Source organism: Nostoc sp. (genome assembly GCF_036917095.1).
GTDB lineage: Bacteria > Cyanobacteriota > Cyanobacteriia > Cyanobacteriales > Nostocaceae > Nostoc.
In genome coordinates this window covers 151101-168884 of record NZ_JBALFH010000041.1, presented here as the reverse complement: position 1 = coordinate 168884, position 17784 = coordinate 151101, and the positions used below count along the sequence as shown (strand labels likewise).

The following is a 17784-nucleotide window of genomic DNA, read 5'->3' as shown; positions in this document are numbered from 1 at the left end:
CCCATCCTGAGAACTTGGTGATTTATACAATCATCAAGTCTAGTTCCTCTTCTGAATTAGGAACCTGGGGTTTACCCGGATTTAGATAAAAATCGGACAACAAAGAGAACAGCTCCCGATCTGGTGTGTCGTTAGGTACAACACCTTCGGGACGCGCCAGAATTTGGTCGGCGATGTTGAGATAGTAGTCGCAAACGTAGTCTAGGGAAGGATCTTGCTCTGCCATCTCAAACAAAGTTTTACCTTTCACACGGGAAACACGGATATCTTCAATTAAAGGTAAAACTTCTAGAACTGGCATGGGCACTGCTTCTATATATTTTTCAATCAAGTCGCGTTTGGAGGTGCGGTTGCCAATTAACCCGGCTAAACGCAGTGGGTGAGTTCTTGCTTTTTCGCGGACTGAAGCAGCGATCCGATTGGCAGCAAATAAAGCATCAAAGCCGTTGTCTGTAACGATCAGGCAGTAATCCGCATAGTTGAGTGGTGCTGCAAAACCACCGCAAACTACGTCACCCAGAACGTCAAAGAGAATTACATCGTATTCGTCAAAGGCGTTGAGTTCTTTAAGTAATTTTACGGTTTCGCCGACTACGTATCCACCGCATCCAGCACCCGCAGGTGGGCCACCAGCTTCTACGCAATCAACACCGCCGTAGCCTTTATAAATTACATCTTCTGGCCAGACATCTTCGTAGTGATAGTCCTTTTCTTGGAGGGTGTCGATAATTGTCGGAATTAAAAACCCAGTCAGGGTAAAGGTACTGTCATGTTTGGGGTCGCAACCAATTTGCAGCACTTTCTTGCCACGTTTAGCTAGGGCGACTGATATGTTACAGCTAGTTGTGGATTTACCGATACCACCTTTTCCGTAGACTGCTAGTTTCACTTTTATTTGCCTCTTATAGCTACTTGTCAAACTTGTGGCTCAAACATTTGCCTTCACCTTTCCTGAGATGGCGATGCGTGAGGTCTGTGAATGTCATTATTGGGCAAATTACCTAGAAAAGAAAGTGGCTCTTAATTTGGAAAACGGTCTTATCCGATGAATTCAAGCACAATCATATTTATTTGGGTTTTTATGAGGTTTAAAGAGTTTATTTGCTCTAAAAATCATAAATTAACATTTTTTATTACTTATTTTTATAAAAATAGTTACAAAATACAAAAATCTGAAATCGGCTTTTTTGAATGCTTTTTATAGAATTAGCTGATGGCATTACAACGTGTTTTCAAGGCATTGGGGCGCAGAGTCAAGGGTAAAGAGAGGTATATGCAGCCTGATGCTGGAAATACTACTGGAATTTGCGTTAGCGTAGCTCACCGTAACACTTCGTGGAAGCAAGCTACGCGTAGCGTCTGTCTGCGACACGCTGCGCGAACCTAGAGAAGGTATCGCAGATAAATTGCCAGTTTTCAGTCTGTAGTCGCAACCATTTAATTGCTGCTTGAGAGTAAGTTAGTCAGTTTTTGTAAAATTTTATTAAATTCCCAGATTTAGGAGGCGGCAGCCCTCTTGAGGGCATTCCCAGTCTCTGACTGGGAACGAGGCTAAGGAGGCTAATCAGGACACGTCAGTTTCAAGCCCGTGGATTTCCTGTAATGTTTGCCAGCCAGCTTGCCACTGGGAGTTATCTTGTAATAATTTGGCATTTATCCAAAAACGGACTTTCGGATCGCAAGCAGCAACCATTTCGGCGTAAACCCAGTTAGCCTGATTTTTCCGATTGACTACTTGAAAGTGCCGCCAGCCATCAACTTTTTGCTGTGCTGTCCACTTAGAACCAACTAGGTAAGGAAATTTTTGTTTTTTAGTCATTTGTTATTAGTCATTTGTCATTTGTCATTTGTCATTGGGAAAACACTTTCTTTATCCCCAGTCCCCAGTCCCTAATCCCCAGTCCCCAGCTTAAGATGTCACCAAATCGCCGTTACGGGTAAACTTCTGGCAATGCAACTCACTATCTTGCTGGACGCATAGCGAAAACCATCTGATATGACTCCAGCAGGTGTTGATGTTGTTAGTAATTTTGCGCTTTTTCTTGGAAAGGCGTTGTCTTACAACTTCATTAGGGCAAAGAATTTCTAACGTCCCTGTACCATCTTCGTAATTGACGATGCGAAATAGACAATCTTGCAACATCGCACGGCTACTGCTGTCGAAGAACCGCTTAAATCGCACTAGCTTTTCCCCTTCAGTCATTTGGCTGATGGGTTTTATTTTCAAGAAATCTTCATCCTCAAAATCAAAGTCATCATCTTCAAAGTCGTAGGGGTCAATCATTTTCAGCATCCACTAGGCGACCTGAGATTATGTTAACTCTGTGTAGGGGCAGGAGGCTGTTAAGCATATAAGAAAGCACATTAAGACCGCAGGGGGCAGGGCGCAGGGAGCAAGGGGGAGAGGGTTTGCAGCTTTTATTACTATGAAAATAGTGCAATTTAAAGGACGATTAGCTTAGAGGCATAATTTGAGGCAAAGGATTTCAAACTGGAAGCATAACAACACTTGCAATCTTGCCAATCTTTAATGCTGATGGTGAAAAAACCTATCGTGCCTGTGAAACAATACGTCTTTATCAAATCCCCTAAATTTATTTGTGCGGGATTATCTTTTTACTCTTTACTTCTTAAGCTATAGCAGTTCCGTACTTAGTGAGGTACGTTTTCAAAGGTACTAACCTTGGTAAAAAAGATTTGGGTGTAACTTTGCTGCTTAGGAAATGCTATAAGTTATTTAAATATTAAATATAACAAGCTAACTTTATAGATTTTATAGACAAGTATAAAGAAGTGCTACAATACTTGTTACAAGTACTGAATCGTACATAAAATTTGAACTTGCCGTAGCATTACAGCTACTAGATATAAAAAAACTTTCTATGACATTAAATATAAAGTCATAAAAGATACTTTGGGTGTCATATTCTACTGAGGATAATACAATCACAGGACATTGGCTGAAGATGCTTTAAATGAAATCATTAGTATTTAAAAATAGCAAAAATAGCTAACTTACTTTCTAAGTAGTTCCGAAACTGTATGTTGCAATAATGTCAAATTGAATAATTCTTATTTGATGTGTGTAAGCTTCTATGGTAAAGCGATCGCTCGAAGCATCAGTTACCGGGATTGAACAAGCCAAAAAAGCGTTTGCTCATAAAGGGTGGACACAAGACGATTTGGCTTTTGAAGTCAACTTAAAGACTCGCCAACCAATTTGGCGGTTTTTTACTGGGCGTCCCGTTGAGCGTTATATCTTTATAGAAATTTGTTCTGTGTTGTCGTTGAATTGGCGGGAGATTGCGGCTAATCCTCCAGAAGAATTTCCTGAATCAAAAGAACTTGGTGCTGCTGAATTTTTGGATATTGATGCTCTAGTACAATTTGTGCGATCGCAACGCTTCGACAAAATTCAAGACCAGTGCGGCACTTTGCAGTTATTAGATGTTACTCGCCCGGTTAGAATCGACGACATTTACATCGATGTCAACATTTTGGAGGAAATTGCCAGCCTTCAGTGGTTAGAGTTTGCTGATTTGCAAAACTTTACATCACAAGAATTCGATCGCTTTGGTTTAGGTGGAGTATCCCAGACACAAGTGGCGGGGATCGCAGCAGTTCAAACTTACTCAAAGCTGCGGGTGTTGGGTAAACCGGGAGCAGGTAAAACCACTTTTTTACAATATCTGGCGATTCAATGCAACCGAGGGAGATTTGCTGCAAATCGGGTTCCTATTTTTGTCACCTTAAGAGATTTTGCCGACGAAACGAGAGTTGCAGGAGAGTTCCATTTACTCAACTATATTTGCAAAGAATTCTTCACCTGTGGAATTTCAGATCCATCTGTGCTGGAAACTTTGTTGTTGGAGGGCAGAGTGTTGCTGTTGCTGGATGGATTAGATGAAGTACTCCATCAACAGAGCATTGGTGTCGTCAATGAGATTCGCAGACTATCTGAAAAGTATCAAAAGAATATGTTTGTCGTTACCTGCCGCACGGCGGCTAAAGCTTTCAACCTCAGACGCTTTACAGATGTTGAAATTGCCTCTTTTAGTCAAGAGCAAATTGTTGCTTTTGCTCAGAAGTGGTTTACAGCAGTTACAAAAACGAACATCCAAAATAAACAAGAACAGGCATTTGAGTTTATTGAGAAACTAAATTTGCCCGAAAATTTACAATTTCAAAGACTTGCTATCACTCCCTTGTTTTTGCATCTCGCCTGCTGGGTTTTTCATCACCAAAACAAATTTCCAACCCAAAAAGCTGCGTTTTATAAGCAGTGTTTAGACCTGCTGCTGGGTAAATGGGACGAAACTAAAGCAATTGAGCGGGATGAAGTGTACAAAGGTTTTTCATTACCACAAAAACTTAAGTTGCTGAGTCAGGTTGCTAGCGCGACATTTGAGCAGGGTAATTACTTTTTTGAACAACGCATTGTTGAGCAATACATTAGCGATTATATCGGTGATTTGCCGAATGCTTCCACAGAACCAGAGGAATTGGAATTAGATAGTGAAGGGGTACTTCAGGCGATAGAGTTGCAACATGGATTACTAGCAGAACGAGTACGGGGGATTTTCTCTTTCTCTTATTTGACGTTTCAAGAATACCTGACTGCTCGAAAAATCGTTGCCAGTTATAATTTACAAGCATTAGAACAACCGTTAGAACGTCTGGTGACTCATATTACTGAACCCAGGTGGCGTGAAATCTTTTTGTTAACAGTTGCCATGCTGCGGAGTGCAGATTTCTTAGTAGTATTGATGAAGCAAGAAGTTGATGCGCTAGTAGCTGAAGATCCATATTTGCAAAAATTTTTAACCTGGGCAAGTCACAAGTCCCTTGCCACTCTCCCCCAGCCTATTGCAATTCGCGCGTTTTACTTTACTTTGGCTCGAACTCCTCACCTGATCTCGCACTTTGCTCTTGTCTGCATCTTCGAGCGAGATATTTTTTTGGATGCGGCATTAGATAACCTAGTAATGGAATGCGAATCTAATTTTGCCGATGTCTATGAGTGCAACGATGCTCTGAGTAGTGCTTTAGTAATTGTTCAAGATGCTGGCTTACATCAAGCTTTACAACAACTTAAAGACCTACTGCCCGATCCAAAACAGAGTAGAGAAAGCATTCAGACATGGTGGCAAACAAGTTATCCTGCTTGGATAGAACAGTTAAAAACTGCGATCGCCAAGCATCGAAACATTGAGCATCACTGGCACTTCAGCCCACAGCAACAGCAAGTATTGCAACAATATTACGATGCCAATCAGTTGCTTCTCGATTGCCTCAATAGCAACTGTGAAGTAACAGGCGTTGTGCGGCAGGAGATTGAAGCTAGTTTGTTGTTGCCGAGAAAAGAACTCTCCAAGCAGGAATGGCAGGGGGCAGGGGAGCAGGGGAGCAGGGGAGTAGGGGAGCAGGGGAGCACGGGAGTAGGGGAAAAGTTGCAGTAAGTTTTTCCCCTCTGCCCCTCTGCCTCTCTGCCCCTCTGCCTCTTATACCCAATGCTCAATGCCCTTTCATTTCACTGCAATGACTCTAGCTACAGAGATTTCTGGTGATTCAATGGGAACTGGGACAGTTGTAGATGAGCCTTTCAACCACAGCAGCACTGCGGGAGCTACACCCAGCAACAAGCCTAGCAACACGGGTACAAAGAATCCAGCTGTTAAGCTCATGACTGTAGCGAAACCAAAGTTACTTAAATAAACTGCAAAAGGTATATTAAGTTGCGATCGCTCCCAGTCAATTGGATTATTTCTCCACAACAGTGCAGTCACAGCCATAAATACTGAGCTAGTACCCAGCCACCCCGCAAAGTTTTGGTAAGGCATTCCAAAGAAGGGGCCTGGTTGTTGCCAATACCAAAAGGGTAGAGAAGTTTGACTCATTGCAGGATCGAGAACAAAATCCCAGGAGGTTAGTAATAAAGCACCCAAAGCGATCGCACTTATATGCCGCCACAAGTTGGGTTTTTTGTCCACTTCTAAACCTGCGCGTGCCAGTAGGTAAGAAACAAATCCCAAATAAAACCACGACAAGGGAATTGTAAATGGGACTAAACCCGCAATCTTATAACCTAAACCGCTTAGGTAACTATAATGGCCAAATGGAAAACCAGTACTGGTTCCTAGTAGTTCACTTCCTAGAGAAATAAATACTGATGGCAACAGAAATGCCAAGGCGCGGCCTAAACCCAAAATCCGCATAGCATACAAGAAAACACCTGCTGCACCTAAAATCATATAAACTACACCGCCTCCTGCCATACTCCATTGCATGGCAGTTTGTCCAACCTTGGATAAATTGAAAATTACTTGGGCATTAGGTACAACCAGTAGTATCCCTACCAATCCAAATACCGTTGACACGATATGACCAATAAGGCTTACGCGTTCAGCAATAACAAGTTGTCTCATGATAATTCCTTAACAAGATATGACACGCGGCTACTCGGCTGCTAAAAGTTCCAAATGTTTAAGAACATATTTAGAAAGTCATTGAATACAATCGAGCCTCAGTTGAGATTTGCAGGAGGCATTACCACTTTTTTGGCTCAAATCTTCCTTAACAATACTTGCGTGTTTGTATTTAAATCAACCCTGCACTAAGTCAGCTAGCGGATGAGAGGAATACTAGGTTGTAGCCTTGTCAAAAGCCTGTCGTCCGCAAATCTGCCTCGGTGAGGAGTATCATGGTTTCTGCACCAACTCTGCCAAAGTCAGGCTCTCGCCCTAATGCCATCTCAATAAGATACGTCCATGTGCCAGATTCAGGAGTGTAGCTGCGTACAATCCCTTCTCCACCAACAAAGCTCACCCATTGGGTATTGCTAAACTTTGGCATTTTCATGAAGGTTGCAGTCATGCGTAAAACTCCTCAATTCATAGTTGATACTTTCTGTTTTAATAAAATAAATGAAATATGTTTTGTATCTTTTTAAGTAAAGATGTCAAACATCATCTATAACTTGAGAATGTTTTAGGTGGAGACTATACAACTTATACGTAATTCAAACGTTTATTCAAACATTTGATATGGCAATTCTAAATCATTCGTGAAAAATTAAATTCCCGACTTCTCAAAGAAGTCGGGAATTTGGACACCGCGCATTTTCAAAAATCAAATACAGTACTTTCAATTACAAATTACGAATTACGTTAGCGCAGCGTTAGCGACGCAGGAGCGTCATTACGAATTATCTGTGACTCGTCCACTCAAATTTGCAATCATCAATACCAATTGAGTAAGCTCAATCGGTTTAGCTAGATGCGTTTGGAAACCAGCATCAATTGCCCTTTGCCGCTCTTGCTGGGTGGCATAGGAAGTGATTGCTGCTGCTGGAATTTGTCCCCCAGTTTCAGCTTCAAGCGCTCTCACCTGACGAATCAGGGAGAAACCATCCTCCTCTGGCATCCCAATATCTGCTAGAAGCACATCATATTTGCCAGGAGATTCAGTTAAAGCAGCGATCGCTTCCCTTGCCGATGTCACAACCACTACTTCAGCCCCGAAATTTTCTAAAATCGACTTGATTAAGTCGCGGCTATCCGCTTGATCGTCTACAGCTAAGATGCATAATCCTTCAAGGCTCAAGGGTGGATTTTTACCGTTTAATGTGGGCTGAGTCTCTGACAAAACGATCGGCTCTAAATAAGTTGGCGGTGTAATTTCCGGTGGCATTAAGCGCAGAGGCAGCCTGACAACGATCGTGGTTCCTAGTCCCTCACCTGGACTTTGCGCTTGAACTGTTCCACCGTGAAGTTCTACAAGATGACGGACGATTGACAAGCCTAATCCAAGTCCCTGAGTTGTTTTGCTGCTGCTGGAATCTCCTTGGCGGAAGCGATCGAAAATATATGGCAGCAAGTCTGCCGAGATGCCAATTCCTGTGTCGCTGACTTGAATTTGGGCATGAGTATATACAGCTTCGAGCATAATTCCCACTCGCCCACCGGCTGGAGTGAACTTAATCGCGTTAGAAAGTAAATTCCACAGAACTTGCTGTAAACGGTCAAAATCTCCGACAACCGTCGCCGAGTTCAAGTCTGAAACAATTTCAATGCTTTTCGCCTCTGCGGACACTTGGACAGACTCAATGGCGGCATCCACTACTGAAACTAGATCGATTAGACGAGTGTTTAAATGAAGCTTTCCACTCGTAATCCGTGATACATCCAGCATATCATCGATTAACTGAGCTTGCACTTTAGCACTCCGCTCCACTACTTCCCAGGCACGAGTGACTGCTGAAGAATCTAAATCGCGGTTACGGAAAAGTTGTGCCCAGCCCAGTATAATATTGAGCGGGTTACGAAGTTCATGGGAGAGGTTCGACAGGAATTCATCTTTGGCTCGGTTGGCAATTTCCGCCTGTTGACGGGCTGACTGCTCCTCTGCTAGAAGCTTAGATCGCTCTAACTCAAACTGTTTGCGATCGCTAATATCTTCAATCGCCAGCAAAATCATTTGGGCATCTCCCTGTTGAATAATTTTCCAACCATTGAGCAGCATGGTTTTCTGCCCAATCTGCTCAAAACGATGCTCTATCTCCAAGTTTTGAATACTGGTATCGTTGGCGAGAATGTCTTCTAAGAGCGATCGCAGTCCGGGCAGGTTCCACTGACCGTTTCCTAGTTCAAAAATCAGAGATTGCGCTGTCTCTGATGGTGAAACCTGAAATGTTTCATAAAACGAGTGATTGGCTTTGTTCACCCGGAAATCAGAATCAAGGACGATTAACGGCACTTGTACCGTCTCCACAATCGCTTCAGCGTAATTTCTGGCTTGTTCTAACGTTACTGCACTGCGTTTAAGAACATCAATATCTATTAACACCAACACTACACCGTCAATCTGGTTTTCTGTGGTGCGATAAGGACGGATGCGGAGGTTGTACCAATGTCCCCCCAGAGTTTGGACTTCTAATTCTTTGATGCTGAGTGTGTCAAGTACCTCCAAAATTAGAGTTTCTAACTCAGGAACATCGAGATTCGCTCTGATATCGCTCAAAGGTCGTCCAGCATCGGCGGGAATTAAATTGAAAAGTCGCTGCGCCATTGGCGTAAAACGTCGAACGCGTAAGTCCGAAGTCAATATCAAAATGGGAATATTAATACTGGCAAGCAAATTCGTGAGATCGTTGTTAACTTGATGTAATTCCAGATTTCGACTACGAAGTTCTTCATTAGTGGTGTTGAGTTCTTCGTTGGTTGCCTGAATCTCTTCTTTGGCAGTTTCTAGCTCCTCATTGGTGCTTTGCAACTCTTCATTACTCGACAGGATTTCTTCATTGGCAACTTTCAGGTCTTGATTGATATGCTCCTGCTCTTGGATCACCGCTTGTAGATATTCTTGAGTTGCAGCCCGCTCTTGGATGGCGGTTGCAAGTTCAAGCCTTAGCCGAACAATCTCCTGCGCTAAGTCTGACTGCTCTTGGCTCTCAGGATTTACTGTGCTGGGGTTATTAATTGTGGGTGGGGCTGATTCAAATAAAATCAGAAAGTAGAGTTCTTCGCCAGTCCCAGGGTTGAATGGAATCACCTCAAGATTGATGATTTTTGCAAGATCGCCCTCTTCAATTTGTAACCCTTCTCTTCTAACTAGAATTTTTTGCCGTTGTGCCTGATAAATTGTTGCCCGTAGCTCGATGAGCAAGCCTTGGCGCACCATTTTGAATAAGTTAAGACTCGGTTTCCCAGGTGCAAGTTTGAGGTAGAGATCGATTTCTCCCCGAAATTGCAGCACATCCATCTTGTCATTAATCACCACACCCACTGGGGCATAGTGATTCAAGATTAGTTGGTCAGTTTTTTTCTCTAAGTCCAAATCATCCGATGAATTCTCATTGGTCGGCTTTGATTCGTCCACTTTTACTATCGGATAATTGCTGGTAATGAACGAAAAAGTTGGACGAATTGCAGTTAGCTTTTTGCTATATATTTTATACTTTTTGTCAATTAGAGTAAACAAGTCCGAATATTTACCTGTGCTTTCTGAAGTCCCTAGCAGCAAAAAGCCAGTCGGGTTAAGACTGTAATGAAAGATGGGCAATATCCGTTTTTGCAACGTTTCGCCCAAGTAAATCAGTACATTCCGGCAGCTAATTAAATCTAAGTTAGAAAAAGGGGGATCGCTGCCCAAGTCTTGTCGGGCAAACACACACAGTTCGCGGACAGCTTTGCTAATTTGATATCCACCGCCCTCAAGGGCATTAAAAAATCTGCGGCGGCTCTCTGGTGAGACTTCCACCATTTGATTCTCTGCATAAATACCCGTTCTCGCTTTGTCAATCGCTATCTCGCTGATGTCTGTGGCAAAAATTTGGATCGGCGGCGAGGTTACTTTATTCGATAAAAACTCCAGCAAGGAGATAGCGATGGAATACACTTCTTCGCCCGTCGAACACCCAGCTACCCAAATCCGAATCGGCAACTCTGCTGATTTGTTCTGGATGATGCTAGGAAAGACTCGCTCTTTCAAGAGTTCAAATGCTTCGGGATCGCGGAAAAAATGGGTGACGTGGATCAGAATTTCTTCATAGAGCGCCTTGACTTCATCCGGATTTTTTTGCAAATACTCGGCATAATCCTCCAAGCGTTCTAGTTTATACAACAGCATTCGCCGCTGGATTCGGCGATCGAGGGTATTGGGCTTGTAGTGGCTAAAGTCAACGCCAGTTTGCGATCGCAACAACACAAATATAGTCGCCAGGGCATCTCCCTGTTCGGGCAACTTCTCAATTGCGATCGGTGGCAAAGAGTTAGAAATAAAAGGATTGCGACTGAGGTTTACGAGTTCCTCGGCGATTTTTTGCGGCGGTAGCACAAAATCCACATTCCCGGTGGCAACAGCAGTATTGGGCATACTATCGAATTTTGCCGTGTCTTCACACTGAGCAAAAGTCACGCCTCCAGCTGCCTTGATTGCCTTCAGCCCTAGCGAACCATCTCCATCTGCCCCAGATAGAACAACTGCGATCGCTTTGTGCCCTCGATCTGCTGCCAATGAAGTAAAGAACGCATCAGCAGGCATATATTTACCATGAACTTTCTCTCGCGGCGTGAGTTGCAACACCCCACCAGACAGCATCATCTTAGTGTTAGGCGGAATAATGTAGACCTGGTTAGGTTCCACAGTCACGCCGTCTCGCACTTCATTGACGGGCATTTGAGTTGTTCTTCCTAGAATCTCGCTCAACAGACTCTTATGGTTAGGATCTAAGTGTTGAATCAGCACAAATGCCATCCCTGTATCGATAAGCAAATGCTTGAGTACCCCCGTAAATGCCTCTAATCCACCCGCAGAGGCGGCAATGCCAACGATGGGAAATAAAGCATCTGCAATGTCTTGCTGCTCTATGTCGAACGCTTCACTAGCGGTAGATTCAGATACAGGTTGCTCAAAGGGTCGATCGGATGTCATAGGATGAAGTTTAGCACTGCAATGGTTTGGCAGATTAGGTTTATATTTTAGGTCAGTTTACTTACTTGCCTTGTATTTAATAATAGTTTAAATACAACTTAAATAAACAATGTAAGTTTCCTAAATCCAAGTCATTGCCAATAAATAAGAAGCTAAAATAAATGCAATACCAATAATTCCGCTACTTAAAAGCAAAGTTAATTGAGTTAAAATATACATTTGATAGATCGTGAGATTAATCCTATCGTTTATCAAGTTAATTATTAGCGGTTTAAAAATAATTATCTCCACAAATAAATGACCCATATCATTACTTCTAAAGAGTTAGACTACTATATCTGAGACATTAATTAAAGCTAGCTAGCAGGAAGATGAGGATTGTTAGCAATTGCTAAAATACCAAGCACCGCAACAAAATCATCAATAACTACGGGTTTAGCAAAGCATAGACTAAACCCAGCTAAAAGTGCGTGTTGATACATATCTTCTGTTACAGTGCCTGTTAGAGCGATCGCTGGTACTACTTTGCCTCGCTCTCCCGTAAGTGTTCTCACTTGGTGAATCAGAGCATAGCCATCCTCCTTTGGCGAGGAAATATCACTTAAGAGAATATCAGGTTGCCATTGCACAAATATTTCCAGAGCTTGCTCTCCTAAAAACGCTGCTTGCACCTCCACACCATAGGATTGCAACATCGGCGTCAACGAATTGCAGAAATTGACATCATTATCTACAAGGAGTACTCGTAGCCCTTGAAGAAATGAAGGATGAGTAGGAAATCTATTATTTATATGCATCAGAGTTTCAAAATTGAGATTTTATTGAGCTTTGAAATGTCTTTAAGTAGTGAATCTATTGTGTGCTGGCTTGAAGTTCAATAAAGGTCTTATCAGTAGGCACAAAAACGGCGAACGTGCTATTACCTTTCAAAGTATCTAACTCTCTTATAGGACTCATATTTAATTCTTGCGAAGCTAGATACATATTAATTCCCTTCTTTCGAGTCAAGAGTTCCCTCCCTATGCAAGTAAGTTCAGTAATCAAATCGGATTTCTATAGCAGCTTTGATTGCGGCCACTAATATACTAAAGACACTAGCTTTCATGGCCACATCGCCAAGATAAACCTTTTATTTGGTTTACTAAGTAAAATTTTTATTAACAATTTTTACCATAACATCCTATTGTTAAAGCTCATGTTTAAATCAATGTTTGAATAGCGTATAAGTTGTATAAGTTGTATGATTTGTATAAGATTACCAATAAATTTTCTGATAAAAAACATTTAAATTATTCCAACGCTCAGTAACTAATGCCATCAATATTATGTCTAGCTAAGTAAAATTTATCTATTATCTAGTAGTAGTTAACACAAGATTTTAACTACTGTACGTATATGTTGTGCCATATTTTTAGTTTTTAGCCTTAACCCAAGCGTATTGCATTACTTCCCTCGAAAAGTCACCATAAAATATTTGGAGATAAACAGTGCTTCTCAAGTGGTAGCCCGACAACTATGGATTCGCTTGGATTTGTTTCCGTAATCGTACAGCACGGTAGTAACAAAATAGACGACCAATATCATGAGCGATTGCAAGCTTAACTACAGCATATCGAAGTAGAAAATTTAATAACTATCGTTCCGCTTCCTATTTTTATGACTATCATTTTGATTTGATGCAACTTCAGGTATCGTGTGAAGTGCAATGAGTGAGAATAACAAATAAGAAATGGGAACTACGGGAAAATACCACTTTTACAAGACGTGAACACCGATCTAGGCGATCGCGCTCATCTTCTTACAATAACGATATGAGAACAAAAATTTTCTTTTCCTCGGAGTCTAACCTACGGAAAACCGCCCCGATCTGAGGTCAGCAGTGCTTTGCGCTTTTATGATGTCTAATATGGTTTGTTCCTGAAAAAGCCTATGCAACCTACTAATCCTAACCAATTTACAGAGAAAGCCTGGGAAGCGATCGCTCACACCCCGGATATTGTTAAACAATATCAACAACAGCAAATTGAAAGCGAACACCTGATGAAAGCCCTGCTAGAACAAGATGGTCTAGCAACAGGGATTCTCACAAAAGCGGGTGTTAACCTCCAAAAACTGCGCGATCGCACCGAACAATTTTTCCAACGTCAGCCAAAAGTATCCGGTAGCAGCAGTTCTGTCTACTTGGGACGCAGCTTAGATACACTTCTAGATCGAGCAGACGGATATCGCAAAGAGTTTCAAGACGAATATATTTCAATTGAACACTTATTGTTGGCTTACGCTAAAGATGACCGCTTTGGCAAAGCTTTATTCCAAGAGTTTGGTTTAGACGAAGGCAAACTCAAAAATATTATTAAACAAGTTCGGGGGAGCCAAAAAGTGACCGATCAAAATCCAGAAGGCAAATACGAAGCACTGGAAAAATACGGGCGTGACCTGACAGAAGCTGCACGTAAAGGTCAACTCGATCCAGTGATTGGGCGAGATGATGAAATTCGTCGCACTGTGCAAATTCTCTCTCGCCGCACCAAGAATAATCCTGTGCTAATTGGCGAACCAGGTGTTGGTAAAACGGCGATCGCCGAAGGATTAGCACAGCGCATTATCGCGGGTGATGTACCTCAATCCCTCAAAGACCGCAAGCTAATTGCTTTAGATATGGGTGCTTTGATTGCAGGAGCAAAATTCCGGGGTGAATTTGAAGAACGCTTGAAAGCAGTATTAAAAGAAGTTACTGAATCTGGCGGCAATATTGTTTTATTTATTGATGAAATTCACACCGTTGTCGGCGCTGGTGCAACTCAAGGCGCGATGGATGCTGGTAACTTGTTAAAACCGATGTTGGCGCGGGGCGAATTGCGTTGTATTGGGGCGACAACGTTGGATGAATACCGCAAATACATCGAAAAAGATGCGGCACTAGAAAGACGTTTCCAGCAAGTTTATGTCGATCAGCCCAGTGTAGAAGATAGTATTTCGATTTTACGTGGCTTGAGAGAACGTTATGAAAACCACCACGGGGTGAAGATTTCGGATAGTGCTTTAGTTGCAGCCGCGATATTGTCGAGTCGATATATTAGCGATCGCTTCTTACCAGATAAAGCAATTGACTTGGTAGATGAAGCCGCCGCTAGATTAAAAATGGAGATTACCTCCAAACCAGAAGAACTCGACGAAATCGATCGCAAGATTCTGCAATTGGAAATGGAGAAGCTTTCGCTACAAAAAGAAAGCGATGCCGCTTCTCGCGAACGTCTAGGAAGATTGGAAAAAGAAATTGCCGATCTCAAAGAAGAACAAAAAACGCTGAATACTCAATGGCAATCTGAAAAAGATATCATTGACAAAATTCAGTCTGTGAAAAAAGAGATTGAACGGGTCAACTTAGAGATTCAACAAGCAGAACGCGATTACGACCTTAATCGGGCTGCGGAGTTGAAATACGGCAATTTAACCAGTTTGCATCGTCAATTGGAAGCAGTAGAAGCTGAATTGGCAAGCACTCAAAGAAGTGGTAAATCACTATTACGAGAAGAAGTCACAGAAGCTGATATTGCGGAAATTATTTCTAAATGGACAGGAATTCCCATCAGTAAGTTGGTGGAATCTGAGAAAGAAAAACTGCTGCATTTAGAAGACGAACTACACCGCCGCGTAGTTGGACAAGAAGAAGCAGTCACGGCTGTAGCCGATGCAATTCAGCGATCGCGGGCTGGATTGGCCGATCCCAATCGTCCCATTGCTAGCTTTATTTTCCTTGGGCCTACGGGTGTGGGTAAAACTGAGTTGGCGAAAGCGCTGGCGGCATATATGTTCGATAGCGAAGATGCGCTGGTGCGAATCGATATGTCGGAGTATATGGAGAAACACGCCGTTTCTCGTTTAATCGGTGCGCCTCCAGGATACGTGGGTTACGAAGAAGGCGGACAACTTACAGAAGCGATTCGTCGCCGTCCTTACTCAGTGATTCTCTTCGACGAAATCGAGAAAGCACACCCCGATGTATTTAATATCTTCTTGCAAATTCTCGATGATGGTCGCGTTACTGATGCCCAAGGTCATAAGGTGGACTTCAAAAACGCTATTATCATCATGACCAGCAACATCGGTTCGCAGTACATTCTTGATGTCGCCGGAGATAACAGCCACTACGACGAAATGCGCCGTCGAGTCATGGAAGCAATGCGGAATAGCTTCCGTCCAGAGTTCCTAAACCGGATTGACGAAATCATCATCTTCCACGGTTTAGATAAGAAAGAATTGCGGCATATTGTGCTGTTGCAAGTGGAAAGATTGCGGCAAAGATTGAGCGATCGCAAAATTTCCCTGAAATTATCGGATGCTGCCCTTGACTTTTTAGCAGAAGTAGGATATGACCCCGTATATGGAGCGCGTCCACTGAAGCGGGCGATTCAGCGAGAGTTAGAAACTCAAATCGCTAAATCCATCTTGCGCGGCGAATTCAACGACGGCAACACCATCTTTGTAGATGTGCAAAATGAGCGTCTTTCTTTTAGCCGCTTACCTGCTGAGGTATTTACTAGCTAATTGAAGATAATCTCACGCCAAGACGCAAAGTCAAGCAAGAGCGTCTTGGCGTTTTTTTTTGTGAAACATACGTGGAGTAATAATTACGAATTATTTTGACTCTTACAAAGCACTTGTCGCATTTTACGCATATTTGCAGGCAACTCTAAGTTCATTGCTTGTTGAATGAAAATAGATGGAATTGGAATCAGAGGTGTAGCTTGCACGGTATAAGCAAGTATTGTGCCATTACCACAATCTTTGAGTTCTAAATTGGCGTTAAAGTCTTCAAAAGTCCCTTTTTCCATGCGAAATTGAATTTGCTGCCCCAGCACTTCTACAACACTGAGGTAAATTTCCACTTGAGCCGTGAAAAAGAAGAAGGCTTTTTGTGCTGCTTGATACAAACGTTTGACTTCACCTTTATGTACTACCTCGCTCTTGGTGATATCGGGAAAATATTGCACCCACCGAGGATAATCAGTTAATTGCTGCCAAACGTGCGATCGCACCATCGGCAAATACATCCAGGCTGTCACCGCGCCACCCCAGGTTTTGTGCGATCGCGTTTCTACCAAAATTTCACCCTGTACCAGTAAACTTTGCTTATCTTGATTCCAAGCCATATCTGAACCTACAATAATTGAGTTTGATATATAAGACGCAGACATAATGATTTTAGTTACTCCTCAACTCATCCACCTAACTGAGTTGAAATCTACAAGCGATTAAACTTGATTTAGATCCAACCCACTAAATTTTAGTTCTAGTGTAATGCCTATTTTTACCTTGGAATGGTGATTTTTTGGTAATTATTTCAGACACTTTACTATAAAAACTGTATTTCTTATCACAATTAACACAATTACTACTTAAGTGATTTTTATTAGAGCAATATTTGTAGATGAAAAACTGAGTTATTAACAGCTAAGATGGCACAAACACAACCTAATATCAAGCGCCTTACCCTAACGTCTGGATAGCATTTCTCGAATTTTACGTGTTATTTCTGATGAAACAGCAACTTCATCATAACTTCATATCTAATTGTCAATATCAAGTGTAATGTCTGTTGAATTGAGAGGAAAAATAGGTGAGTCAATCTTCTTTAAATCGTAGATTAATCCAGATTTTTGGTATCCTTCTCGGCATTAGTGTTGCCGTCTGGGTACTGAGAGGTATTGGTATTCTCACTTTTATTCCAGGTGGAATTATTTGGCTACTGCTACTAGGGGCGATCGCGATCGGGATTATCAGTTACGCCCAGAGGACATGGTGGCGTTTTTAGTCATTTGTCATTTGTCATTGGTCATTGGTCATTTGTCATTTGTCATTTGTCATTGGTCATTGGTCATTGGTCATTCGCCTAAGATACAAGAGTTTTTGGTATATACCTCTGCCCTCTTGGGCGAAAAAAACTAATGACTACGGGCTAATTCAAGTCACGTCCACAAGGGAGTGGTTTCTCTTGGACTAATGACAAATGACTAATGACTAATGACAAATGACTAATGACTAATGACTTTGCAAAGCGGTTTGATTTTCATGCCGTAGTCTCGTTTAAGAATTGTAGCGTGCCTATTTTGACTCACTGCCAAAAGTATTTAATAGTGAAGCAATGGCAACAATTTACTAGGGGAAACGAACATGGCAAAGTATTTATGTACTGTTTGCGGCTATGAATATGACCCAGAAGTAGGCGATCCAGATAGCGATATAGCACCGGGAACAGCCTTTGAAGATATACCAGATGATTGGGTATGTCCGACTTGCGGTGCTACAAAAGACCAATTTGAAGTAGTTGAAGAGTGAAGATAACCGCTAGCC

The 17784-nt window shown here is 42.2% G+C and carries 13 protein-coding genes; 5 read left to right on the top strand and 8 right to left on the bottom strand.

The window, feature by feature from the left end; all coding sequences use genetic code 11:
• Positions 1-22: 22 nt before the first annotated feature.
• Positions 23-889 (bottom strand): ferredoxin:protochlorophyllide reductase (ATP-dependent) iron-sulfur ATP-binding protein, encoded by an 867-nt coding sequence (gene bchL, locus V7L01_RS22790; RefSeq protein WP_012410753.1) that lies wholly within the window; start codon positions 887-889, stop codon positions 23-25.
• Between the two features lie 324 nt (positions 890-1213).
• Here bchL and V7L01_RS22785 point away from each other — a divergent pair, with 324 nt between their 5' ends.
• Positions 1214-1387: a hypothetical protein gene (locus V7L01_RS22785; protein WP_335038725.1), complete on the top strand. Its 174-nt coding sequence runs from the start codon at positions 1214-1216 to the stop codon at positions 1385-1387.
• Positions 1388-1564: 177 nt separating this feature from the next.
• Here V7L01_RS22785 and V7L01_RS22780 read toward each other — a convergent pair whose 3' ends face one another.
• Both V7L01_RS22780 and V7L01_RS22775 read right to left on the bottom strand, forming a co-directional pair.
• Positions 1565-1819, bottom strand: a complete 255-nt coding sequence (locus tag V7L01_RS22780) for a TIGR02450 family Trp-rich protein (RefSeq protein WP_335038723.1) — start codon at positions 1817-1819, stop codon at positions 1565-1567.
• 90 nt (positions 1820-1909) lie between these two features.
• Positions 1910-2284, bottom strand: a complete 375-nt coding sequence (locus V7L01_RS22775) for a hypothetical protein (RefSeq protein WP_335038721.1) — start codon at positions 2282-2284, stop codon at positions 1910-1912.
• Positions 2285-3095: 811 nt separating this feature from the next.
• Between V7L01_RS22775 and V7L01_RS22770 the strand changes: the two genes are divergently transcribed.
• Entirely contained in the window at positions 3096-5459 is a 2364-nt protein-coding gene (locus V7L01_RS22770) for an NACHT domain-containing protein (RefSeq protein ID WP_335038719.1), read from the top strand.
• Between the two features lie 66 nt (positions 5460-5525).
• On the opposite strand, the gene cruF is transcribed toward V7L01_RS22770, so the two are convergent.
• From cruF to V7L01_RS22750, 4 genes are all read right to left on the bottom strand, one after another.
• The gene (cruF, locus tag V7L01_RS22765) at positions 5526-6425 is read right to left on the bottom strand and encodes a gamma-carotene 1'-hydroxylase CruF (protein WP_335038718.1); all 900 of its coding nucleotides are present in this window, start codon (positions 6423-6425) and stop codon (positions 5526-5528) included.
• Positions 6426-6657: 232 nt separating this feature from the next.
• On the bottom strand, positions 6658-6873 hold the full coding sequence (locus V7L01_RS22760) for a hypothetical protein (protein WP_190940623.1): 216 nt from the start codon (positions 6871-6873) through the stop codon (positions 6658-6660).
• A gap of 324 nt (positions 6874-7197) precedes the next feature.
• Complete coding sequence (locus V7L01_RS22755; protein WP_335038715.1) at positions 7198-11430, bottom strand: chemotaxis protein CheB; 4233 nt, start codon at positions 11428-11430, stop codon at positions 7198-7200.
• Positions 11431-11786: 356 nt separating this feature from the next.
• Positions 11787-12227 carry a response regulator gene (locus V7L01_RS22750; protein WP_335038713.1) on the bottom strand — a complete coding sequence of 147 codons (441 nt, stop codon included), beginning with the start codon at positions 12225-12227 and terminating at the stop codon, positions 11787-11789.
• Between the two features lie 1132 nt (positions 12228-13359).
• On the opposite strand from V7L01_RS22750, the gene clpB reads away from it, so the two are divergent.
• The gene (gene clpB, locus V7L01_RS22745) at positions 13360-15978 is read left to right on the top strand and encodes an ATP-dependent chaperone ClpB (protein WP_335038712.1); all 2619 of its coding nucleotides are present in this window, start codon (positions 13360-13362) and stop codon (positions 15976-15978) included.
• A gap of 83 nt (positions 15979-16061) precedes the next feature.
• Here the strand turns inward: clpB and V7L01_RS22740 are convergent, their stop codons facing one another.
• Positions 16062-16628 carry an SRPBCC family protein gene (locus V7L01_RS22740; protein ID WP_335038710.1) on the bottom strand — a complete coding sequence of 189 codons (567 nt, stop codon included), beginning with the start codon at positions 16626-16628 and terminating at the stop codon, positions 16062-16064.
• A 422-nt stretch (positions 16629-17050) separates the two neighbouring features.
• On the opposite strand from V7L01_RS22740, the gene V7L01_RS22735 reads away from it, so the two are divergent.
• Both V7L01_RS22735 and rd read left to right on the top strand, forming a co-directional pair.
• Positions 17051-17245: a hypothetical protein gene (locus V7L01_RS22735; RefSeq protein WP_289799327.1), complete on the top strand. Its 195-nt coding sequence runs from the start codon at positions 17051-17053 to the stop codon at positions 17243-17245.
• A gap of 359 nt (positions 17246-17604) precedes the next feature.
• Positions 17605-17769 (top strand): rubredoxin, encoded by a 165-nt coding sequence (gene rd, locus V7L01_RS22730; RefSeq protein ID WP_335038708.1) that lies wholly within the window; start codon positions 17605-17607, stop codon positions 17767-17769.
• Positions 17770-17784 lie beyond the last annotated feature (15 nt).